Raw genomic sequence first — 25,953 nt, forward strand, 5'->3', positions numbered from 1 at the left:
CGCACACGCTCCCGTGAACGCCGAAGGCCCGGCCCTCCGACGTGCGGAGGACCGGGCCTTCGAGGCGTTCTGCGGGGAGCGTCAGCCGTGCTTGGCGCGGCTCGCGGTGCGGGCGCGGTCGCGCTGGTCGAGGACGACCTTGCGGATGCGGACCGCCTCCGGGGTCACCTCGACGCACTCGTCGTCGCGGCAGAACTCCAGGGACTGCTCCAGCGACAGCTTGCGCGGCGGGACGATCGCCTCGAACGAGTCGGCCGAGGACGACCGCATGTTCGTGAGCTTCTTCTCCTTGGTGATGTTCACGTCCATGTCGTCGGAGCGCGAGTTCTCGCCGACGATCATGCCCTCGTACACCTCGGTGCCCGGGTCCGTGAACAGCACACCGCGCTCCTGGAGGTTCGTCATCGCGAACGCGGTGACGGCGCCGGAGCGGTCGGCGACCAGGGAGCCGTTGTTGCGGGTCTGGAGCGTGCCGAACCAGGGCTCGAAGCCCTCGTGGATGGAGTGGCCGATACCCGTGCCGCGGGTCTGGGTCAGGAACTCGGTACGGAAGCCGATCAGACCGCGGGAGGGCACCACGAACTCCATGCGCACCCAGCCGGAGCCGTGGTTGGACATGTTGTCCATCCGGCCCTTGCGGACGCCCATGAGCTGGGTGACGGCGCCCATGTGCTCCTCGGGCACGTCGATCGTCATGCGCTCGACGGGCTCGTAGGTCTTGCCGTCGACCTCCTTGGTGACGACCTGGGGCTTGCCGATGGTCAGCTCGAAGCCCTCGCGGCGCATCTGCTCGACCAGGATGGCGAGCGCCAGCTCACCACGGCCCTGGACCTCCCAGGCGTCCGGACGCTCGGTGTCCAGCACGCGCAGCGAGACGTTGCCGATCAGCTCGCGGTCGAGGCGGTCCTTGACCTGGCGGGCGGTGACCTTGCGGTCCTTGACGACAGCCTTCGCGTCGGCGCCCTTGCCGGTGCCGCCGCGGCCGACCAGCGGGGAGGTGTTGGTGCCGATGACCATGGAGATGGCCGGCTCGTCGACCGTGATCAGCGGCAGCGGGATCGGGTTCTCGGTGTCCGCGAGGGTCTCACCGATCATGATCTCCGGGATGCCGGCGACGGCGCAGATGTCACCGGGGCCGGCCTTCTCGGCGGGCTTGCGGGTGAGCGCCTCGGTCATCATCAGTTCGGTGATGCGAACGTTGCTGATGGAGCCGTCACGCTTGATCCAGGCGACCGTCTGGCCCTTGCGCAGCTCGCCCTGCTCGACGCGCAGCAGCGCGATACGGCCGAGGAAGTTGTCGGCGTCCAGGTTGGTGACGTGGGCCTGGAGCGGGGCCGCCTCGTCGTAGGTCGGGGCCGGGATGTGCTCCAGGATGGTGGAGAAGAACGGCTCGAGGCTGGTGGAGTCGGCCGGGACCGTGCCGTTCTCCGGCTTGGTCAGCGACGCGATGCCGTCACGGCCGCAGGCGTACACGATCGGGAACTCGATCTGCTCCTCGTCCGCGTCCAGGTCGAGGAAGAGGTCGTAGGTCTCGTTGACGACCTCGTCGATCCGGGAGTCCGGGCGGTCCGTCTTGTTGATGCACAGGATGACGGGCAGACGCTGCTGGAGCGCCTTGCGCAGCACGAAGCGGGTCTGCGGCAGCGGACCCTCGGAGGCGTCGACGAGGAGGACGACACCGTCGACCATCGACAGACCACGCTCGACCTCGCCACCGAAGTCGGCGTGGCCGGGGGTGTCGATGATGTTGATCGTGATCGGCTCGCCGCCGTCCTTGGGGTGGTACTTCACCGCCGTGTTCTTGGCGAGGATCGTGATGCCCTTCTCACGCTCCAGGTCGTTCGAGTCCATCATGCGGTCGTCGACCGAGTCGAGCTGATGGGCGGCGAAGGCACCGGCCTGCTTCAGCATTCCGTCGACGATGGTCGTCTTGCCGTGGTCGACGTGGGCGACGATGGCGACGTTGCGGATGTCGTGGCGCGTTGCCATGGTGTGGCGTACTCCCGGAGTGGTGAGGACGGCCTGCGCGTACGTCAGTGTTACGCGGGCCCTGCCGGGCTTGACATGCCACGGCCTCACCCCATGGTACGGGGCTGTGGCGGTTGGGGCGCGCCAGGGCATATCCGCCCAGCTCAGCCCCGCATTCCACGGGCGATGAGGCGCCCTGCCGGGCCACCGGACGGTCTGAACTCCGAAGGCGGCCTGCCGGGCCACCGGGACCGGCCGGCCGCCGGGGGCCGGGTCGGGCCGCCAGGACCGCCCGGTGGCCCGAGCGGCCCCGGACAGGTCCTAGTGCCGCGGCAGGCAACGTTCGCCCCGTCGCGACGCCCGGCACGCTCCCCCACCGCCGCACCGGCCGAAAGCCCGAGTACGTCCAGTACGAGGACTTCCGGCCGGCACGCCGAGAGCACGCACCAGACGCCGCTCCTTGACGGGCAAACGTTGCCTGCCGCGGCACTAGTTGCCGGACGGGCTCGGGGACGGGCGGGTCACGCCCTTCTTCAGGAAGCCCATGTCCTCGTAGACCGGGGTCTGGAAGCCGAAGGCGCCCGCGTTGACGAGGTCCTTGCGCACCGCCGTGAGCTGGGGGCGCTGGTACAGCGGGATGGATCCGGCGGCCGCCCAGATCCGCGCGTCCGCCTTGCGGATCAGTGAGCGTTCCTCGTCCTGGTCCAGCGTCGAGATCGCCTGGTCGAAGAGCTGGTCCACCTGGTCGGTGCCGACCCGCGTGTAGTTCTGCTCGACGCTCAGGGAGCCGTCGGCGGCCGGCACCGGCTTGGCGTAGATGGGGCGGGCGTCGGTGGCGGGGAAGGCACTGGCCGGCCAGGAGTACAGGGCCAGGTCGTACTGGCCGGCGGCGATGTGGTCCTTGAAGTAGCTCTCGTCGGTGACCCTGGACACCTCGGTGCGGATGCCGACCCGCTCCAGCATGCGGGAGATGTGGTCGGCGACGATCCGCAGCGCATCGGAGCCTTCCCCGGCGGGGAGCACGAAGCGGAGCGTGAGCGGCTTGCCGTCCTTGGCCAGCAATCCCGCCGGAGCACCCGCCGGGGCGGCGGTGCCCTTGGGGGCGTACGCGCCCGGCGCGCCGCCCTGGCGCAGATGGTTGTCGGTGTACTGCTTGCCGTCCTGAGCGAGCGGCCGGGGTCCCGCGTCGCCCGTGTCGCGCTCCTGGTCCCGCCCGGTCGCGCGGGGCGCCTTGTTGTCCTCGCCGACGATGTACGCGCCTTCGCTGCCGCCCGTGGACTCGGGCTCGGGCTTCTTCCCCTCGGCCTTCTTCTCGGCCTTCTTCTCGCCGGGCTTCTTCTCCTCGGACCTCCCTTCGGCCCCGGCCGCCTTCTCGGCCTCCTGCGGCTTGAGCGGGCCGCCCGGCACCCAGCCCGCGTCCGCGAGCAGCGCCCGCGCCTCCGTGGTGTCCTGGCCGCCGAGCGCGCCGCTGCTGTCGGCGTAGGCGTCCTGGCCCGCGAGGGCGAGGTGGCTGCCGACGGGCGTGACGGGCAGGCCGAGCGGCTTGAGGACGAGCTTCGCCAGCTCCTGCCGGTCGATGGCGCGGGCGACGGCCCGACGCACCCGCTCGTCGGCGAGGGGACCGCCGGCGCCGTTGAGGGCGAGCTGGGTGTAGGCCGGTTCCAGGGACTTGCGGACCTCGATCCCGCGCAGCGCGTCCTGCTCGGCCCGCCACCGGGCGATCTCCGTGGTCAGCTTCCGGCGGGTGTGGGCCTCGCGGTCGGCGGCCGCCTCGTCGGAGCCGTGCAGCAGCGCCCAGGAGCGCAGCGCCTTGGCCGCGGTCCGGCCGGCCGCCGGGCCCTGGAGCGGGCTGCCGGCGCCCTGCTGCGCGGCGAGCGCGATGCGCTGGACGTCGCCGGGGGCGATGTCGGCCAGGTCGAGCGTGCCGGCGGCCAGGGCGGCGGCGCGCTCGTCGCGCGGCACGGCGGCCAGCACGATCTCGGACAGCTTGGCCGGCCGGCCCCACCAGCGCGGATTGCGGACCAGGGTGACCTTGGCGTCCTTGTGGTCGACCTGCTGGACGGCGAACGGCCCGGCGGTGACGCTCAGCTTGCGCCGGGCCCCGTCGTTGAAGGCGTCCGGGGTGCCCATGACCTCCTTCGGGTACAGCGGCGCGAACAGCGACTGCCAGTCGGCGTACGGCCGGGCGAAGGTGACCCGGACCTCCAGGTCGTTGTCGCCGCGCTCGATCTTCTCGACGCGGTCGTAGCCGGCGTTGCGCGCGGTCCAGTACGCGCTGTCCTTGCCGGACAGGGCGCGCCACTGGGCGGCGAAGTCGGCGGCGCCGATCTCCCGGCCGTCGCTCCACACGGCCTGCTGGTTCAGCCGGTACAGCACGACCTGTTTGGGCTCGGTCTCGACGACCTTGGCGGACTCCAGGAAGTCCGCGTTGCGCTGCGGGCGCCCGTTGGAGTCCAGCCGGAACATCGACGGCAGGACGGCCTGGGCGACGCGGGTGGTGGTGGCGTCCGCGTCCGACTGGAAGGCGTTGAGCGTCTCCGGCACGGTGTCCACGGCCCAGTGCAGGGTGCCGCCGTCGGCGACCAGGGGGCGCGCTGCCGCCGCGACGTCCTGTCCGGCCAGCGGCCTGCTCGGCTCCTCCTCCGAGCTGCACGCGGCGAGCAGGGGCACCGCGAGCACGCCCGCGGTGAGGAAGGCGACCGAGCGCATGACCGCGCGCGGTCCGAGGCCGTCGTAGGACATCTCTGGGTACCTCCGGGGAGCCGCTCCCACCCATGCCACAAGTGGGGTTTGATCATATTTGGCGGTATTTTGGAGTTGATCAGATCTATGGACCCACTGAAGAGGAAAGGGTTCACCGGTCCGGGGCGACACGGCCGCGGCGGCTCGGAACCCCACCCGCGCGGCGCAACCGCGCGAACCCCGGCAGTTACGGAGCGCAAAGGGAGCGCACCCGGGTGTGCGTGAGAGGCGTGCAATCCGCCAATCGCTGCACATGCCTTCACACCGGCAGGTGTGACGCGCAACACTCGCAGGCGCATGAACGTCACCACCCGCGGCCGCCCGGCCCCTGGAAGTGAGGTCACGTCATGTCCGTGCACGACGACCTGATATCGGTCCAGCGCAGCCTCGACGATCTGTCGCGGTCGGTGGGCCGCCTGGAACGGCAGCTCGGCACCGGCGGGCTGGAGATGCGCCGCGTCCGCGCGGACACCGACCATCTGCGCGAGAGCGTCGACCTGCTGCGCTCGGCGGCGGCCCAGCCCGCCCCGCGCGGTCCGGAGCTGGTCACCATCTCCGACGCGCCCTACGACATCACCCTGTGGACGGACTCGGACGACGAGGGCCTCGGCGTCCGCGACCGGCACGCCCCCTGATCCGGGGCGCCCCTCGCACGGGCATGCCCCCTTGAACCGGCGCGTCCCCCGACCGGACCCGCCCCCTGAACCCGACCGGGAGTCCTCAAGTTGGCCACTGGTACGGAACCTCATCCGAACAGCGGCGGCGTCCGGTCCGCGACGCGCGCCGCGATCGACGCCCCGCACCTGCGGACCGACCGGTGGTGGCTGGCCCCGGCCGCCACCGCGGCCGGGCTGCTCGCCTTCATCGTGTACTCGACCTGGCGGGCCTTCTCGAACGCGCACTACTACGCGGCACCGTACGTCTCGCCGTTCTACTCGCCGTGTCTGGCGGAGAACTGCCGGACCATGCACGCGGGACCCAACGCCGACCTCTTCGGCAGCTGGTGGGCCCTCTCCCCGGCGATCATCATCCTGATCTTCCCGCTGGGCTTCCGGCTGACCTGCTACTACTACCGCAAGGCGTACTACCGCAGCTTCTGGGCCTCGCCGCCGGCCTGCGCGGTGGCCGAGCCGCACCGCGCGTACACCGGTGAGAGCCGCTTCCCGCTGATCCTCCAGAACGTCCACCGGTACTTCTTCTACGCCGCGATCGTCGTGGCCGGGATCCTGACCTACGACACCGTGCTGTCCTTCCGCGACGAGCACTACCGCTGGGGTCACATGGGTCTGGGCACCCTGGTCTTCCTGGTCAACATCACGCTGATCTGGGCGTACACCGTCTCCTGCCACTCCTGCCGGCACATCGTCGGGGGCAAGCTCAAGCACTTCTCCCGGCATCCGGTGCGCTACCGGATGTGGCAGTTCGTCGGGCGGCTCAACGCACGTCACATGCTGCTGGCGTGGTCGTCGCTGGTGAGCGTGGCGCTCGCCGACTTCTACGTGTACCTCGTCGCGTCCGGGGTCTTCGACGACCCCCGCTTCTTCTGACGGTCCGCGCTTCTACCGAACCGCGCTTCTACTAACGAGTGGGGCCTATTGATGTCCGTGGTCGACCGGCAGGAGTGGGACGTCGTCGTGGTCGGGGCCGGCGGCGCCGGTCTGCGCGCCGCGATCGAGGCGCGTGAGCGCGGCGCCCGCACCGCCGTCATCTGCAAGTCGCTGTTCGGCAAGGCGCACACGGTGATGGCCGAGGGCGGGATCGCCGCGGCGATGGCCAACGCCAACGAGCACGACAACTGGCAGGTCCACTTCCGCGACACCATGCGCGGCGGCAAGTTCCTCAACCAGTGGCGGATGGCCGAGCTGCACGCGCGCGAGGCGCCGGACCGGGTGTGGGAGCTGGAGACCTGGGGCGCGCTGTTCGACCGTACGAAGGACGGCCGGATCTCCCAGCGCAACTTCGGCGGCCACGAGTACCCGCGCCTGGCCCATGTGGGCGACCGTACGGGTCTCGAACTGATCCGGACCCTCCAGCAGAAGATCGTCGCCCTCCAGCAGGAGGACCACCGGGAGACCGGCGACTACGAGAGCCGCCTCAAGGTCTACCAGGAGTGCACGGTCACCCGGGTCCTGAAGGACGCCGGGGGCCGGGTCTCGGGGGTGTTCGCCTACGAGCGCGAGTCCGGCCGCTTCTTCGTCCTGGAGGCACCCTCGGTCGTGATCGCGACCGGCGGCATCGGCAAGTCGTTCAAGGTGACGTCGAACTCGTGGGAGTACACCGGCGACGGGCACGCGCTGGCCCTGCTGGCCGGGGCGCCGCTGCTGAACATGGAGTTCGTGCAGTTCCACCCGACCGGCATGGTCTGGCCGCCGTCGGTGAAGGGCATCCTCGTCACGGAGTCGGTGCGCGGCGACGGCGGGGTGCTCAGGAACTCCGAGGGCAAGCGGTTCATGTTCGACTACATCCCCGACGTCTTCAAGGAGAAGTACGCCCAGTCCGAGGAGGAGGGCGACCGCTGGTACGAGGACCCGGACCACAACCGGCGTCCGCCCGAACTGCTCCCCCGCGACGAGGTCGCCCGCGCCATCAACTCCGAGGTCAAGGCGGGCCGCGGCTCCCCGCACGGCGGGGTGTTCCTGGACGTGTCGACGCGGATGCCCGCCGAGGTGATCCGGCGTCGGCTGCCCTCGATGTACCACCAGTTCAAGGAGCTGGCCGACGTCGACATCACGGCCGAGGCGATGGAGGTCGGGCCCACCTGTCACTACGTGATGGGCGGCATCGCGGTCGACTCGGACACGGCCGCCGCCCGCGGGGTGCCGGGGCTGTACGCGGCCGGTGAGGTCGCGGGCGGGATGCACGGCTCCAACCGGCTCGGCGGCAACTCCCTCTCCGACCTGCTGGTGTTCGGACGGCGGGCGGGCCTGCACGCCGCCGAGCACGCGGCCGGGCTCGCCGACGGGCGGCCGGCCGTGGACGAGGCCGAGGTCGACCGGGCGGCGGCGGAGGCGCTGCGGCCGTTCTCGGCGGAGGGACCGACACCGGGCGATCGGGAGGGACATCCGCCGGAGAACCCGTACACCCTGCACCAGGAACTCCAGCAGACGATGAACGACCTGGTCGGCATCATCCGCCGCGAGGCCGAGATGGAGCAGGCCCTGGAGAAACTGGCCGAGCTGCGGGTACGGGCCCGACGGGCCGGGGTCGAGGGCCACCGGCAGTTCAACCCCGGCTGGCACCTCGCCCTGGACCTGCGGAACATGCTGCTGGTCAGCGAATGCGTGGCGCGGGCCGCGCTGGAGCGCACCGAGTCGCGCGGCGGGCACACCCGCGAGGACCACCCCACGATGGACCGCAGGTGGCGCCGCGCCAACCTGATCTGCCGGCTGGCCGACGCGGCCGGGGAGCCGGCGGCACCCGAACCGGACGGCGGGCAGGTCTCCCTCACCCGCGAGAACACCGAACCCATCCGACCGGACCTGCTCGCCCTCTTCGACAAGGAGGAGCTGGTCAAGTACCTCGCCGAAGAGGAGCTCTACGAGTGAGCAGCTACGAGGCCCGCTTCAAGGTGTGGCGCGGGGACACGAAGGGCGGTGGGCTGGAGGACTTCGCGGTCGAGGTGAACGACGGCGAGGTCGTCCTCGACATCATCCATCGCCTCCAGGCCACCCAGGCCCCCGACCTCGCCGTCCGCTGGAACTGCAAGGCGGGCAAGTGCGGTTCGTGCTCGGCGGAGATCAACGGCCGTCCCCGGCTGATGTGCATGACCCGCATGTCGGTGTTCACCCGGGACGAGACGATCACCGTCACCCCGCTGCGCGCCTTCCCGGTGGTCCGCGACCTGGTGACGGACGTCGGCTTCAACTACACCAAGGCCAGGCAGGTTCCGGCCTTCGTGCCGCCGGCCGGGCTCGGCCCCGGCGAGTACCGCATGCAGCAGGAGGACGTGGACCGCTCGCAGGAGTTCCGCAAGTGCATCGAGTGCTTCCTGTGCCAGGACACCTGCCATGTCGTGCGCGACCACGAGGAGAACAAGCCGGCCTTCGCCGGGCCGCGCTTCCTGATGCGGGTCGCGGAGCTGGACATGCACCCGCTGGACGCGGCGGCCGATACCGGCCTGGACCGCAGCCGTACGGCCCAGGACGAGCACGGCCTCGGCTACTGCAACATCACCAAGTGCTGTACGGAGGTGTGCCCCGAGGGCATCAAGATCACGGACAACGCGCTGATCCCGCTGAAGGAACGCGCGGTGGACCGCAAGTACGACCCGCTGGTGTGGCTGGGGTCGAAGATCGGACGGCGGTCGAGCTAGTGCCGCGGCAGGCAACGTTTGCCCGTCAAGGAGCGGCGTCTGGTGCGTGCTCTCGGCGTGCCGGCCGGAAGTCCTCGTACTGGACGTACTTGGGCTTTCGGCCGGTGCGGCGAGAGTGCGTGCCGGGCGTCGCGACGGGGCGAACGTTGCCTGCCGCGGCACTAGGAGCGCCGCCAGTTGCCGAAGGGGATGATGTCGGGGCGCCGGGCGCGCGACTGGAGGAACAGCCCGATCATGAAGGCGGCCCAGCCGATCCACGGCAGCGGGCCGTGGGAGCCGCCGAGCGGGCCCAGGAAGATGAACAGGCTGAACCCGACCGCGGCGAGGAGCGTCGCCCAGCCCATCAGCCTCGGCCGCAGGATCCCGCTGCCCCACGGCGAGACCCAGCCGGTCGCCGCGCCGGCGATGCCGGCAGCCCCCATCAGCACGGCGACGATCACCGCGACGATGTATATCGCTGTGTTCACGGCGTTGATGATCGCACGGCCGGGGGCGGGTGGAAAGGGACAGGTCAGCCCACCCAACCCGCTTCGTACGCCTGCCAGTCGGCTTCCGTGGCCGCGAAGTCGACGTACAGGGCGACGCCGAAGTTCGCGCGCCCGCGGTCGGTGCGGGACAGCCCCAGGCGGACCCCCCGGACGGCGGCGGGGACGGTCTCGGCGTGCGCCCAGTGCCCGAAGCGGTTCTCGTGGAAGAACGGCAGGCCCATCAGCAGGTCGGTGGTGGGCGGGGTGACCTCCAGGGCGAGGGAAGTCTGCTGGGCGACATAGCCGCCGTAGGTGCTCGGCAGCGGCTGCATGGTGTCGTACGACATCACGGCGATCTGGTCGACCCGGCGCGCGACCTGCCCGAAGAACTCCTGCGACCACCACTTCGGATGCCCGGCGACGGTTCCCCAGAAGGAGTGGAACCCGGGGAGCGGGTCGATCTGGTGGGAGGCGACGGAGAGCGGGACACCGGCGGCCGCGGTGACCGTGTGCAGGGAGTCGAGGAGGGCGAGGTAGTGGCCGTCGCCCGAGTGCAGGGGCTCCAGGTCGAAGTGGACGCCGTCGAAGCCCGCGGCAAGGATCTCGCGGGTGGAGCGGACGACCGCCGCACGGGTCGCGGCCCGCTCCAGACGCATGCCGTCCGGCCCCTCGGTGGCCAGTACGTCGCCCAGCCAGGCCTGCACCCGGACACCGGGTAGCTCGCGATGCACCGCCGCTATCAGCCAACCCGCATGTGCGTACGCCGACTTGGGAAGCGTCCCGTCGTGCTCCAGCGGGCCCGCGTGGACGTAGAGGTCGCGGATGCCGCTGCCGTCCAGACGGTGGGCCAGGGCCGTGACGTCGGCGTCGCGCTTGCGCCCGTCGACCCAGGCGTGACCGAGCCAGATCGCGTCCCGGCCCCGGGTGTACGTGCCGTCGGCCGGGTCGCCCGCGTAGTTCACCCGCAGGGCGGTCTCGGCGGCGAGCAGGGGCAGCAGGAGGGCCAGGACGAGCCCCAGAGCGATCCGCACCGACCGGCGGGCGCGTCGGCGGGGGCGGGCGGGGGTGGGGGCCGCGGCGGATTCGGGGGCGGGGACCGAGTCTGCGGCGGAGTCGGTGGTGGGGTCGGTGGTGGCGTTCGCGTCGGGGGCTGTGTTCGTGTTCGCGTTCGCGTCTGCGTCCGGGGCTGCGCTCGCGTCCGGGTGCCGGGCTGCTTCCGGGTGCCGGGCCGCGTCCGTGTCCGGGGCCGCGTCCGGGTTCGCGCCTGCCTTCGTGTTCGCGTCCTGGTCCGGGCCTGTGCGGTCCATCCCGTGTCCCCCTCGTGTCTCGGCCCGCCCCTGGCGCCCCGTCCCGGACGCACACCGCTCGCGTGCCCGCATGGGCGGTCATACGCTCCCAAATGTGACGTCATCCTTGTTCCGGGGCCGGCCACGGCGTGCGACCTCGCACATACCCGTGCAGGTGGCACATGCCGCGCTGGGCGGGGTCCTCGGGCTCGTGTGGCTGGTGTTGCCAGGGATGACGACGCGGAGCGACCCGCCGGTTGCGATCACCGGCCCGCGGCCCGTCTGCACCCCGGTCGCCGCCCAGGCCGCGCAGGCGTCCGCCGTCGATCTCGTCCTGCCGCTCGCGGCGGTGGGCGCGGCAGGCGTGGTCGCGGGCTACGGCTACGTACGACGCACCAGACGGGCCCGGACCCGGACGACCCCCGGCGGCCCCTCCGCCGCGCCCGCCGTCGAACCGCCGGCCGAACTGGACCGGCGGACGCGGGCGGCACTGGTCGAGGCGGACGACTGCGTACGCACCAGCCGGGAGGAACTCGCCTGCGCGGTGGCCCTGTCCGGGACCGGCCCCGCGGAACCGTACGCGCGGGCGGTGCGGGAGGCGGAGGCGGAACTGGCCGCCGCGTTCGCGATACGGCAGCGCTACGACGAGGGCGTACCGGCGGAGGAGACGGCCCGGCGGCACGCGCTCGCGGGCATCGACGGCCGGTGCGCGGAGGCGGGGCGGCGGCTGGACGCGGAAGCGGTGGGGTTCGACCGGCTGCGCGGTCCGGAGTTCGGGGCCGGTGCGGCGCTGGAGGCGGCGGAGGCGCGGTTCCGGCAGCTGGCCGGTCGGATCGGGGCGGCCCAGGCGACGCTCGCGGACCTGACCGTCCGGTACGGGCCCGCGGCGAGCGCCGGGGTCACGGGGTACGTCGAACAGGCCAAGGACCGGCTGGTGTTCGCCACCTCCCGGCTCAACCGGGCCCGCCAGACCGCCGATCGCGGCGAGCCGGGCAAGGCCGCCCTGCATCTGCGGGCCGCCGAGGGCGGAGTGGCCCAGGCGGCGGTGTTCGTGGACGAGGTGCACCGCCTCGCGACCGCGCTGACGACGGCCGCGCGGTGGCTGCCGGCCGCGCTCACGGGGGCGGAGGCCCAGCTCGCGAGGGTGCGGGCGGCCGGGCCCGCGGCGCTGCCCGGGGTGCCCTCGGGCGAGCTGCGGTCACGGCTGCTGCACGCGGACGCGGTGCTGGACTCTGTACGCCAGGAGGTGACCGCACGGCGTCCGCACGATCCGCTGGGCCTGCTGCGCCGGGTCGTCGGGGCGACCGCGCCGCTGGACACCGGGCGGGGCGGGGTGCTGGCGGCGGCCGCGTCGCTCGTCGCCCGGTCCGACGTCGCGGGCGCGGGCGGCTTCGTCGCGACGCACCGGGGGGTGGTGGGCGCCGAGGCCCGTACCCGGCTGGCGGCGGCGGAACGCTGCCTGGCCTCGGTGGACGGCCGGGCGGGCGGTCGCGTCCCGCGGGACGGTGCGGCGGGCGCGCCGGGAGAGGGCCCGGCGGCGGTCCCGGCGGGGGTCCCGGCCGATGTCCCGGGCGACGTCCCCGTCGGCGTCCCGGCGGACGCGTCGGCGGACGTCTCGGTGAGTGTCCCGGCGGACGTCCTGACGGATGTCCTGGCCTGCGGCGACCTGGCCACGCAGGCCCGCGAGCTGGCCGAGCTGGACGTACGTACGCACGGCAATCCGCACGACGGTCCCACCGCGCACGAGAGCGGCCTCGCCGGGGCGGTGCTCGGCGGCCTGCTGTCGCCCGGCGCCGCGCAGGACGGCACGCCCCCGAGCTTCGGCGGCCCCCGCACCCGCGACCGCAGGGGGCCGGCGCCCACCTGACCCCGGAGAGCCGGCCGGGACGCCCGTGCGCCGGCCCGCGCCGCCCGCACGGCCACCCCTGGCCGCCCGGAACGCCGTACAGCCAACCGGGGACGCCCGGAACGCCGTACGCGGTCGCCGTACGGCTCAGAACAGGCTGAGCAACGCCTCCGCCGGGTCCATGAGGCCCGTCTCGCCGTCCGGGAGGGGGAGTTCGAACCACACCGTCTTGCCCCGGGGGGTGCGGCGCGAGCCCCAGGCGGCGGAGAGCAGGCCGACGAGCTGGAGGCCGCGGCCGCCCTCGTCGGTGTCGCGGGCACGCCGTCGCCTGGGCTGGACCAGGCCGGAGTCCCAGACCTCGCACACCAGGGTGCGGTCGAGGAGCAGGCGCAGCCGGATCTCGCCCTCGCCGTAGCGCAGCGCGTTGGTGACCAGTTCGCTGACGAGGAGTTCCGTGGTGTCGACCAGGGGCTCCATGCCCCAGCTGAGCAGTTGGCCGCGCGCGTACTCGCGGGCGCGGCCGACGCTGCGCGGCTCGCGCGGCAGCGTCCAGTCGCCGACGGACTCGGTGGGCAGCCCCTGGACGCGGGCCATCAGCAGCGCGATGTCGTCCTCGCCGTGGTGGGTGTCGAGGGTCCGCAGGACGTGGTCGCAGACGTCCTCCAGCGGGCGCGTCGGGTCGGTCAGCGCGCCCACGAACGCCTGGAGGCCCTCGTCGAGGGGGTGGTCGCGGGATTCGACCAGGCCGTCCGTGTAGAGCGCCAGCAGGGCGCCCTCGGGCAGTTCGACCTCCACCTCCTCGAACGGCTCGCCGCCGACGCCGAGGGGCATCCCGGGCGGCACGTCGAGCATCAGCGCGGCCTCGCCCGGTTCGACGAGGACGGGGGGCAGATGACCGGCGTTGGCGAAGGTGCAGCGGCGGGTGACGGAGTCGTAGACCGCGTAGACGCAGGTCGCGAGGTACACCTCGGAGAGGTCGGCCTCGCGGGGGCGGCGGGCGGCCCGGGTGGCCTGCTGGACCCCGCCGGGGGTGCCGAGCCCGCGGGCGATCTCGTCCAACGCCGAGAGCACCTCGGCGGGTTCGAGGTCGAGCAGGGCCAGGGTCCGTACGGCGGTGCGCAGTTCGCCCATGGCCACCGCCGCGCGCAGCCCGCGGCCCATCACGTCGCCCACCACCAGCGCCGTACGGTGGCCGGGCAGTTCGATGACGTCGAACCAGTCGCCGCCGACCTCGCTGGGGCGGCCGGTGGAGGCGTTGCCCGGCAGATAGCGACAGGCGATGTCGAGACCGGAGGCGACCGGGTCGCCGGGCGGCAGCAGGGACCGTTGCAGGATCAGCGCCCGCTCGTGCTCGCGGCGGTACAGACGGGCGTTGTCGATACAGACGGCGGCCCGCGCCGCCAGCTCCACCGCCAGGTCCCGGTCCCGGTCGCCGAACGGCTCGCTGCCCTTCGTCCGGGCGAACTGCGCCAGTCCGACGACCGTGTCGTGGGCGACCATCGGGACGGCGAGCGTGGACTGCACCAGACCGCCGTCCTCGCCCGGGATGAGCAGCGGGCGGGCGGTGCGCAGGGCGTCCGCGCACGGGGAGTTGAAGGGGTAGTGGTGGACCGCGCCGACCGCGACCGGCTGGTCGCCGCCCGCGAAGGGCGCGTCGGACACGGCGCTGGCGAAGGCGACGCGGCGCAGTTCGGCGCTGCCGTCGGCGAGGCCGGGCGGGGTCTCGTCGCCGGCCAGCAGGCCCTGGTAGAGGTCGACGGTGGCGAGGTCGCAGAATCCCGGCACGACGACGTCCAGGAGTTCGCGGGCGGTGGTCTCCAGGTCGAGGGAGTTGCCGATCCGGGCGCCGGCCTCGTTGAGCAGGGCGAGGTTGCGGCGGGCGGCGGCGGCCTCGCGGGCGGCGGCACGGCGGGAGGTGATGTCGGTGCCGAGCCAGGCGATGCCGATCGGGCGGCCGCTGCCGCTGTGCACGCGGTAGAGGTTGATGGACCAGTGGCGGCGCTCCTCGGAGCCCGGCACGAAGCCCGTGACGTGCATGTCCGTGATGGAGTCGCCGGTCTCCAGGACGCGGCGCAGGGTCGCGGAGACCCGGTCGGCCTCGCCGCGCGGCAGATAGTCGTGGACGCCCTGGCCGCGGTGGTCGTCGGGGCTGCCGCCGAAGATGGAGGCGAACCGCTCGTTGGCGCGGCGCACCCGGAGGTCGGCGTCGATCAGCAGGAAGCCGAACGGAGATTGGCCGAATATCGCCTGCGAGGCGGCGAGGTCGGTCTCGATGCTGCGCAGGGTGCGGACGTCGACGACGATGCAGACGGCGGCCTTGTCACCCTCCGTGGTCCGGGTCGGCATGACGTAGACCTCGGCGAGTCCCTCCTCGCCGCGCTCCCCGGCCGGGGCGTCCGGCATCCGGAAGGGGACCACCCCGGTCCACTCCCGGCCGTCGAGGATCTCGGCCATCTTGCGCTGGCCGCGTTCGCGCAGGTCGGGGTCGACGAACGCCTGGATGGGATCCATGCCCACGGCACGTTCGGCCGGGATGCCGAAGATCTCCTCGGCGCGCAGGCTCCACTGGTCCACGAAACCGTCGGGGCCGATGGAGAAGGACGCGACCCGGATGTAGTCGTACATCGAGCCGGGCGGACTGCTCTGCCACATGGGATCGCCGGACGACACCTCCGCGTGGGCAGCGGTGCCCGAGGCATCCGCCCTCGCTCCGCCCGACGGGTCCTCGGACTCCGTCGCCTTCGCTGGTATCTCGCTCACGCGAACCGTCCCCTCCAGCTCACCGCGCCCGGCACCGGTCACCGGGGGCGGCTGCCCGCAGTATCCAGCACTACGGTGCCGCACGACACGGTGTTCACGATCACAGCACGGTCCAGGTTCTTTTCGGACCTGTCCGTGACAACACTTCCAGTCTTCTAACCAGGGAACACGCCGTCGAACCACGTCCGCGGGGGATCATCATCGACCTGAATCGGCCAGTCGACAGTACGGGGGCGCGCGTACAGGCGACGCCAGGGGACGTACGCGCCGAAACCACTCAAAAGGACTGGTTTGACTGCTCAGTCCGGCACCGCGAGCTCGAACCACACGGTCTTGCCCGCGGATCCGGGCCGGGTGCCCCAGCGACGCGAGGAGGACGCGACCAGTTGCAGGCCACGGCCGCTCTCGTCCTCCGGGCGGGCGGCGCGCTCGCGGGGCGGGTCGGGCAGCGGGTCGGAGACCTCCACCAGCACTCCGCGCTGCCGGGAGGGACGCACGAGGCGGACTCCGATCGGACCGGTCGCATGGCGCAGGGAGTTGGTCACGAGTTCGCTGACCAGCAGGGCCGCCATGTCACTGACGGATTCGAGTTCCCAGCCCCGCAGCCGCTCCCGGACCACCGCGCGCGCGGCGCGGGCTGCGCCGGGGTCTGCGGGAAAGGTCCATTCCGTACAGTCGCCTTCGGTGTCGATCACGCCGATCACTTCCCGGGCAAGCGGATCGCCCCATGTCCGGTTTCGAGGGGTTAGTAGGCACATACCCGACATCCGGCGTGAGACACCGCTCTCCAGGGCGCACTGTGGCGCAAACGGCGTACGGGGAGCTCAGATCGTGTCCGCGCCGGCATCCAGGCGCGCGAGCGTCTCCCGCACGGCGGGCACATCCTGCTCCAGCCAGTCCACGTCCCAGATCTCGGCGGGGGTGAGCCAGCGCAGCTCGTCGTGGTCCTGGAGGGGCTCGGGCGCGGCGGAGTCGGCACGCAGTCGCGCGGTCCACACGCACAGGACGTACGGCGCTCTCAGCGGCCACCGACCCGGTACGCGCTCCACGGCCTCGGCCTCGACGCCGAGCTCCTCGCGCAGCTCGCGCACGAGTGCCGCCTCGGGCGTCTCGCCCGGTTCGACCTTGCCGCCGGGCAGCTCCCAGCGTCCGGCCAGCTCGGGGGGCGCACTGCGGCGCGCGGCGAGCAGGCGGCCACCGTCGAGCAGGGCGGCCCCGACCACGATCCGTTCCGTCATGGGCCGGAGCCTACGGGAGCGGGGTGGCGGGCAGGTCAGTTGCGGGTGGCGTCGTCGTGCTGCCCGATCCGCTCGACCCAGTACAGCTGCTTGTGCCCGCGGTGGTCGAGACTGTCCGCGATCTTCTGCGCCTCGGCGCGGGTCGCGTACCTCCCCACGCGATAGCGATTGCCGTTGTCGTCCTGCCTTATGACGAGCCAGGGAAGAGCGATCGTGCCGCCGTCGTTCATCGCCCCCCTCCCGCCCGCGCTTCGCCCCGCGCCCCGCCTTCTAACGAAACCGCAATCCGCATATGCCCGAGCCTACGCCTAACCTTCACGCAGCGAATACGGCTTTTCACAAAGAGGTACGCAACCGGCCAGCCCCCGGGGGCGCACGAGAGCGAACGCGCCCCACGCACCGTGTACCGCGCCCGGTCGGCGGCATGCCGAAGACGCCCGGGACGACCTGCGAGAACGACCTGAAGACAACAGCGCCCCGGACGGCCTCGACCGAGCGCCGTCCGGGGCGGTGGACAGGGGGTTGTGCGCTACTTCACGGGAAGGTGGTACGCGACCCGGTACCGGTCCGCCGGGACGACCACGTCGGCCGTCTCCACCGGGCGCCCCGAGGCGTAGTACGTGCGCTGGACGACGAGGACGACATGGCCGGGCACCCCGCCCAGCGCGAGGAGTTCCTCCGCGAGGCCGGGACGGGCGCCGACCTCCTCGGTGACGTTGTCCACGACGACGTCGATGGCACGCATCCGCTCGACCACGCCCATGCCCCCGAGCGGCCCCTCCTCGGGCAGCATCACCGGCGTCCGCCCGGTCACGGCGAGCGGCTCCCAGGAGGTGGAGAGCATCATCGCCTCACCGGCCTCCCGGAACACGTACCGCGTGCACATCACGCGGTCGCCGGGCTTGATGCCGAGCCGCTCGGCGACGGCGCCGCTCGCCTCCGCCTGCGCGCTGCTGGACTCCCAGGTGCCGCGCGTGTCCGCGTCGGCCTGCTCCTGGCGGAAGGGGGTCGCGCCGCCGGTCGGACGGAACCCGGAGCGGGCGATCCGGCGCGGAACCGGCCGCTCGCGCACATACGTCCCCGAGCCGGAGCGGCCCTCGACGAGCCCCTCGGCCATCAGCACCTTGCGCGCCTCCAGGGCGACGGTGTCCGAGACGCCGTACTCCTCGCGGATTCTGGCCTGGGAGGGCAGCCGGGTGTGCGGTGGCAGGGAACCGTCGACGATCTTCTTGCGGAGATCACCCGCGACGCGCAGATACGCCGGCTGCTCACCGAATGTCACTGGCCGCTCCCATCAGATTGTACAGACAGCAACAGCCTGGCAACCGTGGGTCGTCTCGTGCAAGCAAAGGCCAGGGAATCACTCGATGTGATTACTTGGGGTTGTGGAGGGCTTTACGCAGGCACTTTCTCCCCACTCCGGCCGCGCTCACACATCGAGGTCCCCACTGCCCGCGCCGTCGCCGGAGTCGTCGTACGACGGCGGGGTGGTGGCCAGGCCCAGAGCCTTGCGCGCGGTGACCGCGGCGGCGTCGTCGATGAACTCGTACCCGCTGTCGTAGTGCGCGTAGAACGTGTCCGCGTCGTCGGCCGCGGCGGCCTTCGCCCACTCCTTGCGGGCGGCCTCCACGTCCTTCACCAGGGCGGCCACGGGCCGCTCGGAGGCGGCCGGCCACTCGTGCGCGCGCAGCGCCGCGGCCTGCGCCGCGAGCGCGTCCTCGACGTCGCCCGCCCAGTCCGTGTTGACCTCGAGATCCTCTTCGGGGTAGTCCACGGGCTCCTGGGCGAGCGCGGTGTCCAGGGCCTGGCCCGCCTTCAGGAAGGCCTCCTGGTCCGCGTCGAGCATCGAGGCGTCGTTGCGCAGCGAGCCGGTCAGCGTGGCGTCCTCGTCCGTGTTGCCGAAGAAGCAGGTGATCTCGCGGTCGCCGACGTCCCAGGAGTCCTCGGTCGGGGTGAAGTAGTACACGTCGACGTCCTCGGGAACGGCCCAGGGGTCCATCGCGTAGCGGGCCAGAAGCGTGTAGCACCTGTCGTCGGCGATGTCCGTGACACGGGTCTCGCCGGGGTAGGAGTCGTCCGGGTAGTCCGCGCCCTTGTGCAGATCGAACACGGCGAACGCCTCGCCGTCGTGCTCGCCGTCGCAGGGGACCACGTCGACGTCGTAGGTGTAGCCGTCCTCGGCGTCCGGCGCGTCGAAGCACTCACCGACGCCGACCGGCACGCTCACGCTGTTCGCGGCGCCCTCCTTGAACCCCTCCCAGGCGTCGTGCGCCGCGCTCGTGGTGAGCGCCAGCGTCCACAGCACGATCCCGATCGACGACATCACCGTCCCGCCGATCGCCAGCCCCTTGCCGCGCTCGCCGCGCCGCTTGATCTGCACCAGCGCGATGATCCCCAGCACCAGTCCGACCGCCGGCAGGAAGCAGAGGATGCCGAGGACCAGGGAGGCGATGGCCAGGCCGTTGACGGGCGCGGGCCGGTTGAACGGGCTGTAGCCCTGCCCCCAGGTCTGGTACGGAGGCTGCCCGTAGGCCCCGTACTGCGGGTACGGCGCGGGCGGCGGCACCTGGTAGGGACCCTGGGGCTGCTGGGGCTGCTGGGGCTGCTGGGGCTGCTGGGGCTGCTGGGGGTCGTGGGTCCCCGGGGGCGGAGGTATGGACACGGCTACCGTGCTCCTGCTTCTGACGGGACGGCGGGGCGGGGCGGCGGGACGACTCGGACGCGGCAGCCCCGGATCCCCGGATCCCCGGATCCCCTGGCAGGGAAGGGAGAAGAGATGAGAACTGACGTACGACCTTGGCGCATGGTAAGCGCGCCACGGCCCGGCGTGTGACGCCGGACGGGCGGCGGGCGGGGGATCTCAGAGGTGCGGCCCGGCAGGACGCCGAAAATCCCCCGACCGAGATCGTTCGGCTCTCCGCGCCCGGTCGCGGGCCGCTACGGTGAAGCCATGACCGCACTGCCCGACTGGATGCGCCCGCCGCGCGCGGAAGGCTGGTTCGCGGAGGACCTGGACAGCCTCCCCGAGGCGCCACGCCACACCGAGCTGATCGACGGAGCGCTTGTCTTCATGATGTCGCCGCAGCGGGCCTGGCACGGCCGCCTCGTCACCGCCCTGACCACCACGCTCATGGCGCAGGCACCGGCCGGCTTCGAGGTCGAGCGGGAGATGACGATCCGCCTCGACGCCCGCAACCGCCCCGAGCCCGACCTGCTTCTGACGGACCTGCCCTACGACCCCGACCGCACCTGGTACGCCCCCGAGGACGTGCGGCTCGTCGTCGAGGTCGTCTCCCCCGAGTCCGCGCACCGCGACCGCAAGGTCAAACTCCGCAAGTACGCGGAGGCCGGCATCCCCCACTACTGGTGCATCGAGGACGAGGACGGGGCACCCGTCGTGCACGTCTACGAACTCGACGGACCGACCGGCGCCTACGCCCCCGCCGGAATCTTCCGGGGCACCCTCCGGCGCCCGGTGCCCTTCGAGATCAGCCTGGACCTCGACAAACTGACACCACCACGCAGCGGCTGAAAGGCCGGCACGGGTACGCGGAAGGCGTCGGACCGTCGGGGCCCGACGGCCGCTCGCGCGGGTCCCGACGGTCGCTCACAGGTGTCCTGCGGACTCCTCGCGGACCGCTCCCAGCCGCGCCTGCTCCTCCTCGACGATCTGACGGGCCATCGCCGTGTCCGAGATGTCGACCGCGTCCGGCGTCGACTCGGCGACCGCGCTGCGACGTGCGTACGCGTCGAACAGACGGGTCTTGTTCTTCAACATCTCCACCATCCGCTGGTCCACTCCGCTGGTGGCGAGCAGCCGGTGCACCTGGACCGAACGCACCTGTCCCATGCGGTGGGCCCGCGCCACCGCCTGGTGTTCGAGGGTCGGCTTGATCTGGGGCTCACAGATGATCACGACGGACGCGGCCTGCATGTTGAGCCCCACCCCCGCCGCCTCGATCTGCGCCACCAGCACCGCGGGACCCGGCACGGCGGCGAACTCGTCCACCAGCTGCTGGCGGCGCGCGGGTGGCACGCTTCCCGAGATCGGCCCGAACACCTGACCGCCACCACGGATCCGCACGGCATCCAGCATGTCCTTCACCACCCCGAGGACATCCCTGAAGTTGGAGAACACCACCACCTTCAGCCCGTTCTCGGCAGCGTCCTCGACGATCTCGCGCAGCCGGTTCAGCTTGGCCGACGTCTCGGGGCGCGCATACGCCGCTCTGCGCATCGCCATGAAGTTGCCGGCGCGCACGGCCTCGAGGTAGGCGTCCTCGTCCGACGCGCTCAGCTCCTCCCACTCGTCCGTGTGCTGGAGCGCGGGCAGTTCGGTCAGGACATCCTGCTGGTTGCGGCGCAGATAGACCGGGGCGACAGCCTTCCGGAAGGCCTTGGAGCCGGCCACTCCGGCACGGTCACCGACAGCCTCTGCCAGGTGCGGCTGGAGAATCTCCACAAGGCTGCGGAACTCGGCGACCCGGTTCTCCATCGGTGTGCCGGTCATGAAGAGAACGCGTTCACAGCGCCCGGACCATTCGGTCACGGCTCGGGAGCGGTGCGTCTTCGGATTCTTCACGTAGTGCGCCTCGTCCACGACCAGCATCCCCACCTCGCCGCCTCCGGGAGCGGGGAAACCACGCAGGGCGTCGAACGTGGTCACCCCTACGCCGCCCCGGTCCTTCCAGTCGGCGAACGCCTCCTGTCTGTCGGGGCCGTGCAGAGGCATCACGCGCAGCTTGCTCCGGGCCTCGATCTCGCGCGTCCAGTTGATCAGGACGCTGGCCGGGCAGACGACCATGAAGTGACTCCGTCCCCCGGCGGCGAGATGAGCCAGAGCGGCGATGGCCTGGATGGTCTTGCCGAGTCCCATCTCGTCGCCGAGGATCACCTTGCGCTGCGCCAGGGCGAAGCGCGCCCCGAAGGCTTGATAGCCGCGCAGCGACACCCGCCGGTGCGTGTCGTCGAGCATCTGGTCGCGGACCCGCCCGGCAATGTCGTCGGGCAGGAAGCCCTCGGCGGCGGCGGTGTCCGGTCTGCGGCCGGAGATCTCCGCGAGCAGGCTGTAGTACTCGGCGGAACGCAGCTCGAAGTCGACCCAGGCCGCGACCTCCGTCGAGGTACCGCGCAGCAGATCCACCGAAGCCTGCGCGAGCAGCTCCGGCACACCACTGCGCGCTGCTTCCTCGGTCAGCTCGCGAAGCTCCGCGACGGCCTGCCGCGCCCGCGCTCGTTCGGCCTGTCCCGCGAGCAGCATCCGCAGCCGTCCGGAGGCCGGTTTGGCCTCGACCAGCAGCGGACCGAACCGATCCGAGAGAGCCGCGGCCGTCTCGACGGCTCGCCGCGCCTCGGGGCCCGCTTCCACCAGCACATGCAGGGCCATGACGAGCGAGGTGGTCCGGGGCTCCGGCCGATCCACGTCGATACGGACGGCGATGGTCTCCCGAACGGCATCGGATATCTGACGCGCCGCCGCGATGACCTGATCGGCGGTCCGTTGCCCCACGCCGGGAATCTGCCGCAACCGGTAGGAACCGGCATCGAGTACCTGCCGGACCGACCGCAGCCCGCTCCTCTCGACTTCCCCGAGCCTCAGCCGCCCCTCGGTGATCTCCTTCAACCTGGCCACCGGGATGGCGTCCAGCGCCTGTTCCGCCGCCGTGTCGCAGACCGGCTTCAGCGCCGCCCGAACCGCCTCGACAGCCCGCGCGTGGTCACCGGCCACCGCCTGCGCCGCCTCGTACAGCCGCCTTCCCGCGGCGACCGTCTCCCGCTCGCTGCGTCCCATACCGCCCCGCCCCCTCGCCATGTCCCCGAATACTGCCACTGCCGTCCGTCAGCGCGGGTCGAGGCCGCTCGGCGCGCAGGCGTGCCCGTCCTCGTGGGGGAAAGCTCGAGATTTCCGACGGAGTCGAGCTCAGTACCGGTCGTCGCCGGAATCCCTGATGTCGCGACCGTAGAGATCATCGTCTCCGGACAGCGGCGGGAGCACCATGTCACTCGGTAGCGGTCCCTGGTCCTGCTGACGTGCGTGGCGATGCATACGGACCCGCAAATGCATCTTCCGCTCCTGCACCCTCAGCCGACGTCGCTCCCGCCGTCCGGCTTCGTCGTCGTCCAACTCCTGGATGAGTCGCCGATTGTCCCAGTAGTCACGCTCCTGGTCGGCCACGTCCTCCCCGGGAGAGGGGACGCCTTCACGGTCACCGTCTTCATCTAAGTTGGCTGTCATGCGGCTCAGATTACTGACTGCCCCGGAAACCCCGAGTGCGTGTCAAAGCCGGTTGCAGGCAACCCGATTACGCCCTCCGGGAAGCCGAGTCCACCCTTGTGCCCCGTCCGCCCGCTGGTTAAAGGGACCGCCCCACTGCCCGGCTCCCGAGGGCAGGACCCGTCGTAGGCCTCCCGGACGAAGCGGGCCCGACGGAATCCGGCACCTGTCCGGCACGGTAAAAAAACCAGGGGCCTGACCCCGAAGAGTCAGACCCCATTCGACCTGCATGTCTGCCAGGTCAGCGAAGTGGCGCTACGTCACCCGCTACACGTTGAAGCGGAACTCCACCACGTCGCCGTCCTGCATGACGTACTCCTTGCCCTCCATGCGGGCCTTGCCCTTGGCGCGGGCCTCGGCGACCGAGCCCGTCTCGACCAGGTCCTCGAAGGAGATGACCTCGGCCTTGATGAAGCCCTTCTGGAAGTCGGTGTGGATCACACCGGCGGCCTCGGGGGCCGTCGCGCCCTTCTTGATCGTCCAGGCGCGGGACTCCTTGGGACCTGCGGTCAGGTAGGTCTGGAGGCCGAGGGTGTTGAAGCCGACGCGGGCGAGGGTGGCCAGGCCCGGCTCCTCGGCGCCGACCGACTCCAGGAGCTCCATGGCGTCCGCCTCGTCGAGCTCGGCGAGGTCCTGCTCCAGCTTGGCGTTGAGGAAGATCGCCTCGGCGGGGGCGACCAGGGCGCGCTGCTCCGTCTTGAAGTCCTCGTCGACCAGTTCGTCCTCGTCGACGTTGAAGACGTAGAGGAACGGCTTGGTGGTGAGCAGGTGCAGGTCGTGCAGCAGCTCCTCGTTGCCCGAGCCCTGGGCGATGCCCGCGGAGAACAGGGTGTCGCCCTTCTCCAGGATCTCCTTGGCCGCCTCGACCGCCGCGACCTTCGGCGCGATGTCCTTCTTGATCCGCGACTCCTTCTGGAGGCGCGGCAGGACCTTCTCGATGGTCTGGAGGTCGGCGAGGATCAGCTCGGTGTTGATCGTCTCGATGTCGTCCTTGGGCGAGACCTTGCCGTCGACGTGGACGACGTTCTCGTCCTTGAAGGCGCGGATGACCTGGCAGATCGCGTCCGACTCGCGGATGTTCGCGAGGAACTTGTTGCCCAGGCCCTCGCCCTCGCTGGCGCCGCGCACGATGCCCGCGATGTCGACGAAGTCGACGGTGGCCGGCAGGACGCGCTGCGAGGAGAAGATCTCGGCCAACTTCGTGAGCCGGGCGTCCGGGACGCCGACGACGCCCACGTTGGGCTCGATCGTGGCGAACGGGTAGTTGGCCGCCAGCACGTCGTTCTTGGTCAGGGCGTTGAACAGGGTCGACTTGCCGACATTCGGCAGACCGACGATTCCGATCGTGAGCGACACGTTGCGACTTCCCGTACGTGAGAGGGGTGGGGGCCAGGGGGCCGGGGCCAGCGGGACCAGGGGGCCGATCCACCAGTCTACGGCGTGCCGCGCCCCTTACCGGCTTCGTGTCGAACGCTTGGCCAAGCTCGGCCCATCGGCGTGTCTGAGGGGCCATTCAGCACATAAACCGACCTAAGTTGGTCCAGTGGAGCAACACAGGACGCGCCCCCAGCAGCACGGACCGCGACGCGGTACACCTCCGCCCCTGCCCCCGCAGGGCGGACGCGGCGGGGCGGGCGCGGCGCGGCCCGCCCGGCCGTCCTCCGCTCCCTCGTCCCCGTCCGGCCGTACCGCGCCCTCGTCCCGTCCTGCGCCGTCCTCGCGCCCGGCCCGGGAGAACGCCCCCGCGGGCGGACCCGTGCAGCGCCGTCGGGTGGCGGTACGGCGGCCCGCTCCCCCGGTCGTCCGGCCCGCCGGGCAGGCGCCCGGCCCGCGGCTGACCGGACTGGGCGGGGGGCTGTTCTGCGGGGCGGCGATGATCCTGCTCGGCTGGCTCGACCTGCTGCTGTTCGACGGGTCGCCGACGGTGTACGGGGTGCTGTTCCTGCCGGTGTGCGCGCTGACCGCGCTGTGGGTGCGCCGGGGGGACCTGCTGACCGCGCCGGTCGTGGCGCCGATCGCCTTCACGGCGGGGGTGCTGTCGATGGCCGACGGCAACGGCGGGCTCGGCAGCCGGCTGATGGGAGTGATCACGGTGCTCGCCACCCAGGCCGGCTGGCTGTACGGCGGAACGCTCGTCGCCGGGCTGATCGCGATCACGCGGCGGGTCCGTGCGCTGAGCCGGCGCCGACGAACCCGGTGAGCCCGGCGGCCCCGGCGGCCCCTCGTGGTGCCGCGGTGAACCCGGCGCCACGAGGGCCCGGGGTTCCCGCGTCACAAGGGTCGTTCCTGGGGCCCTAGCCCTCCTTGAGGGCCCGCATCGCCGCTCCCACGATCCCGGCGTTGTTCTGGAGCTGGGCCGGGACGATCTCGGCCTTGATGCCCTCGATGAAGTGGAGGAACTTCTCCGACTTGCGGCTGACGCCGCCGCCGATGACGAACAGCTCGGGCGAGAACAGCATCTCGACGTGGGCGAGGTACTTCGTGACCCGGCGGGACCAGTGCTCCCAGGTCAGCTCGCCGTCCTCCTTGGCCCTGCTGGAGGCGCGCTTCTCCGCGTCGTGACCGTTCAGTTCGAGGTGGCCCAGCTCGGTGTTGGGGACGAGCACCCCGTCGACGAAGAGGGCACTGCCGATCCCGGTGCCGAAGGTCAGCAGGATGACCGTGCCCCGGCGGCCCCGGCCGGCGCCGAACTCCATCTCGGCGACACCCGCCGCGTCCGCGTCGTTGACCACGGTCACCGGCAGGCCGCCCAGCCGTTCGCTGAACAACGCGCGCGCGTCCAGGTCGATCCAGCTCTTGTCGACGTTGGCCGCCGTACGAATGGTGGAACCGCCGGTGACCACGCCCGGGAAGGTGAGTCCGACCGGGCCGGTCCAGCCGAAGTGGTCGACGACCTGCTTCACCCCGTCGGCCACTCCGTCCGGAGTGGCCGGGTGCGGGGTGAGCACCTTGCACCGCTCCTGGGCCAGGTCGCCCATGTCCAGGTCCACGGGAGCGCCCTTGATCCCGGATCCACCGATGTCCACGCCGAAGATCTGCATGGCCCTACGTTACGACGTA

Annotated in this window: 21 protein-coding genes; 7 read left to right on the forward strand and 14 right to left on the reverse strand. The window is 71.7% G+C overall.

What is annotated here, in order from left to right; all coding sequences use genetic code 11:
* Positions 1 to 81 precede the first annotated feature (81 nt).
* Together typA and ACWC24_RS06070 are read right to left on the reverse strand one after the other, a co-directional pair.
* Entirely contained in the window at positions 82 to 1,989 is a 1,908-nt protein-coding gene (gene typA / locus ACWC24_RS06065; protein WP_450661612.1) for a translational GTPase TypA, read from the reverse strand.
* A gap of 468 nt (positions 1,990 to 2,457) precedes the next feature.
* Positions 2,458 to 4,710, reverse strand: a complete 2,253-nt coding sequence (locus tag ACWC24_RS06070) for an ABC transporter family substrate-binding protein (RefSeq protein WP_450661613.1) — start codon at positions 4,708 to 4,710, stop codon at positions 2,458 to 2,460.
* 347 nt (positions 4,711 to 5,057) lie between these two features.
* On the opposite strand from ACWC24_RS06070, the gene ACWC24_RS06075 reads away from it, so the two are divergent.
* From ACWC24_RS06075 to ACWC24_RS06090, 4 genes are all read left to right on the forward strand, one after another.
* Positions 5,058 to 5,345 carry a hypothetical protein gene (locus tag ACWC24_RS06075; RefSeq protein WP_450661614.1) on the forward strand — a complete coding sequence of 96 codons (288 nt, stop codon included), beginning with the start codon at positions 5,058 to 5,060 and terminating at the stop codon, positions 5,343 to 5,345.
* Positions 5,346 to 5,435: 90 nt separating this feature from the next.
* Complete coding sequence (locus ACWC24_RS06080; RefSeq protein ID WP_450661615.1) at positions 5,436 to 6,257, forward strand: hypothetical protein; 822 nt, start codon at positions 5,436 to 5,438, stop codon at positions 6,255 to 6,257.
* 51 nt (positions 6,258 to 6,308) lie between these two features.
* Positions 6,309 to 8,255, forward strand: coding sequence for a fumarate reductase/succinate dehydrogenase flavoprotein subunit (locus tag ACWC24_RS06085; RefSeq protein ID WP_450661616.1), 1,947 nt, complete (start codon positions 6,309 to 6,311; stop codon positions 8,253 to 8,255).
* Positions 8,252 to 9,022 carry a succinate dehydrogenase/fumarate reductase iron-sulfur subunit gene (locus ACWC24_RS06090; protein ID WP_450661617.1) on the forward strand — a complete coding sequence of 257 codons (771 nt, stop codon included), beginning with the start codon at positions 8,252 to 8,254 and terminating at the stop codon, positions 9,020 to 9,022. Before ACWC24_RS06085 ends, ACWC24_RS06090 begins: the two co-directional genes overlap by 4 nt.
* A 161-nt stretch (positions 9,023 to 9,183) precedes the next feature.
* Here ACWC24_RS06090 and ACWC24_RS06095 read toward each other — a convergent pair whose 3' ends face one another.
* Together ACWC24_RS06095 and ACWC24_RS06100 are read right to left on the reverse strand one after the other, a co-directional pair.
* A complete protein-coding gene (locus tag ACWC24_RS06095) occupies positions 9,184 to 9,489 on the reverse strand; it encodes a hypothetical protein (protein ID WP_450661618.1) in 306 nt (101 codons plus the stop codon).
* Positions 9,490 to 9,533: 44 nt separating this feature from the next.
* Positions 9,534 to 10,796 (reverse strand): hypothetical protein, encoded by a 1,263-nt coding sequence (locus ACWC24_RS06100; RefSeq protein ID WP_450661619.1) that lies wholly within the window; start codon positions 10,794 to 10,796, stop codon positions 9,534 to 9,536.
* A gap of 211 nt (positions 10,797 to 11,007) precedes the next feature.
* Here ACWC24_RS06100 and ACWC24_RS06105 point away from each other — a divergent pair, with 211 nt between their 5' ends.
* Positions 11,008 to 12,642: a hypothetical protein gene (locus ACWC24_RS06105; RefSeq protein ID WP_450661620.1), complete on the forward strand. Its 1,635-nt coding sequence runs from the start codon at positions 11,008 to 11,010 to the stop codon at positions 12,640 to 12,642.
* A gap of 126 nt (positions 12,643 to 12,768) precedes the next feature.
* Here the strand turns inward: ACWC24_RS06105 and ACWC24_RS06110 are convergent, their stop codons facing one another.
* The 6 genes from ACWC24_RS06110 to ACWC24_RS06135 form a co-directional block, all read right to left on the reverse strand.
* The gene (locus ACWC24_RS06110) at positions 12,769 to 15,381 is read right to left on the reverse strand and encodes a SpoIIE family protein phosphatase (protein WP_450661621.1); all 2,613 of its coding nucleotides are present in this window, start codon (positions 15,379 to 15,381) and stop codon (positions 12,769 to 12,771) included.
* A gap of 299 nt (positions 15,382 to 15,680) precedes the next feature.
* Positions 15,681 to 16,139 carry an ATP-binding protein gene (locus ACWC24_RS06115; RefSeq protein ID WP_450661622.1) on the reverse strand — a complete coding sequence of 153 codons (459 nt, stop codon included), beginning with the start codon at positions 16,137 to 16,139 and terminating at the stop codon, positions 15,681 to 15,683.
* Between the two features lie 66 nt (positions 16,140 to 16,205).
* Positions 16,206 to 16,619, reverse strand: coding sequence for a (deoxy)nucleoside triphosphate pyrophosphohydrolase (locus ACWC24_RS06120; protein WP_450661623.1), 414 nt, complete (start codon positions 16,617 to 16,619; stop codon positions 16,206 to 16,208).
* A 35-nt stretch (positions 16,620 to 16,654) separates the two neighbouring features.
* Positions 16,655 to 16,849, reverse strand: coding sequence for an SPOR domain-containing protein (locus ACWC24_RS06125; RefSeq protein ID WP_152892976.1), 195 nt, complete (start codon positions 16,847 to 16,849; stop codon positions 16,655 to 16,657).
* Between the two features lie 299 nt (positions 16,850 to 17,148).
* Positions 17,149 to 17,901 carry a GntR family transcriptional regulator gene (locus ACWC24_RS06130; protein WP_450661624.1) on the reverse strand — a complete coding sequence of 251 codons (753 nt, stop codon included), beginning with the start codon at positions 17,899 to 17,901 and terminating at the stop codon, positions 17,149 to 17,151.
* Positions 17,902 to 18,048: 147 nt separating this feature from the next.
* On the reverse strand, positions 18,049 to 19,281 hold the full coding sequence (locus tag ACWC24_RS06135; RefSeq protein ID WP_450661625.1) for a DUF4190 domain-containing protein: 1,233 nt from the start codon (positions 19,279 to 19,281) through the stop codon (positions 18,049 to 18,051).
* A 288-nt stretch (positions 19,282 to 19,569) separates the two neighbouring features.
* Here ACWC24_RS06135 and ACWC24_RS06140 point away from each other — a divergent pair, with 288 nt between their 5' ends.
* Positions 19,570 to 20,151, forward strand: a complete 582-nt coding sequence (locus tag ACWC24_RS06140) for a Uma2 family endonuclease (RefSeq protein ID WP_450661626.1) — start codon at positions 19,570 to 19,572, stop codon at positions 20,149 to 20,151.
* Between the two features lie 75 nt (positions 20,152 to 20,226).
* Here ACWC24_RS06140 and ACWC24_RS06145 read toward each other — a convergent pair whose 3' ends face one another.
* From ACWC24_RS06145 to ychF, 3 genes are all read right to left on the reverse strand, one after another.
* Positions 20,227 to 22,410: a DEAD/DEAH box helicase gene (locus ACWC24_RS06145; protein WP_450661627.1), complete on the reverse strand. Its 2,184-nt coding sequence runs from the start codon at positions 22,408 to 22,410 to the stop codon at positions 20,227 to 20,229.
* 129 nt (positions 22,411 to 22,539) lie between these two features.
* Complete coding sequence (locus tag ACWC24_RS06150) at positions 22,540 to 22,794, reverse strand: hypothetical protein (protein WP_450661628.1); 255 nt, start codon at positions 22,792 to 22,794, stop codon at positions 22,540 to 22,542.
* Positions 22,795 to 23,160: 366 nt separating this feature from the next.
* A complete protein-coding gene (gene ychF / locus ACWC24_RS06155; RefSeq protein ID WP_450661629.1) occupies positions 23,161 to 24,249 on the reverse strand; it encodes a redox-regulated ATPase YchF in 1,089 nt (362 codons plus the stop codon).
* Between the two features lie 187 nt (positions 24,250 to 24,436).
* Between ychF and ACWC24_RS06160 the strand changes: the two genes are divergently transcribed.
* Positions 24,437 to 25,093 (forward strand): DUF6542 domain-containing protein, encoded by a 657-nt coding sequence (locus ACWC24_RS06160; RefSeq protein WP_450661630.1) that lies wholly within the window; start codon positions 24,437 to 24,439, stop codon positions 25,091 to 25,093.
* 94 nt (positions 25,094 to 25,187) lie between these two features.
* Here ACWC24_RS06160 and ppgK read toward each other — a convergent pair whose 3' ends face one another.
* The gene (gene ppgK / locus ACWC24_RS06165; protein ID WP_450661631.1) at positions 25,188 to 25,934 is read right to left on the reverse strand and encodes a polyphosphate--glucose phosphotransferase; all 747 of its coding nucleotides are present in this window, start codon (positions 25,932 to 25,934) and stop codon (positions 25,188 to 25,190) included.
* Positions 25,935 to 25,953 lie beyond the last annotated feature (19 nt).

It is taken from the genome of Streptomyces sp. NPDC001443 (assembly GCF_053597355.1).

What these genes read in the sequence shown, in the direction of transcription:
- typA (WP_450661612.1), bottom strand. Translation starts at nt 1,989, where the DNA reads ATGGCAACGCGCCACGACATCCGCAACGTCGCCATCGTCGCCCACGTC.
- ACWC24_RS06070 (WP_450661613.1), bottom strand. Translation starts at nt 4,710, where the DNA reads ATGTCCTACGACGGCCTCGGACCGCGCGCGGTCATGCGCTCGGTCGCC.
- ACWC24_RS06075 (WP_450661614.1), top strand. Translation starts at nt 5,058, where the DNA reads ATGTCCGTGCACGACGACCTGATATCGGTCCAGCGCAGCCTCGACGAT.
- ACWC24_RS06085 (WP_450661616.1), top strand. Translation starts at nt 6,309, where the DNA reads ATGTCCGTGGTCGACCGGCAGGAGTGGGACGTCGTCGTGGTCGGGGCC.
- ACWC24_RS06100 (WP_450661619.1), bottom strand. Translation starts at nt 10,796, where the DNA reads ATGGACCGCACAGGCCCGGACCAGGACGCGAACACGAAGGCAGGCGCG.
- ACWC24_RS06105 (WP_450661620.1), top strand. Translation starts at nt 11,008, where the DNA reads ATGACGACGCGGAGCGACCCGCCGGTTGCGATCACCGGCCCGCGGCCC.
- ACWC24_RS06115 (WP_450661622.1), bottom strand. Translation starts at nt 16,139, where the DNA reads ATGTGCCTACTAACCCCTCGAAACCGGACATGGGGCGATCCGCTTGCC.
- ACWC24_RS06120 (WP_450661623.1), bottom strand. Translation starts at nt 16,619, where the DNA reads ATGACGGAACGGATCGTGGTCGGGGCCGCCCTGCTCGACGGTGGCCGC.
- ACWC24_RS06125 (WP_152892976.1), bottom strand. Translation starts at nt 16,849, where the DNA reads ATGAACGACGGCGGCACGATCGCTCTTCCCTGGCTCGTCATAAGGCAG.
- ACWC24_RS06140 (WP_450661626.1), top strand. Translation starts at nt 19,570, where the DNA reads ATGACCGCACTGCCCGACTGGATGCGCCCGCCGCGCGCGGAAGGCTGG.
- ACWC24_RS06145 (WP_450661627.1), bottom strand. Translation starts at nt 22,410, where the DNA reads ATGGGACGCAGCGAGCGGGAGACGGTCGCCGCGGGAAGGCGGCTGTAC.
- ppgK (WP_450661631.1), bottom strand. Translation starts at nt 25,934, where the DNA reads ATGCAGATCTTCGGCGTGGACATCGGTGGATCCGGGATCAAGGGCGCT.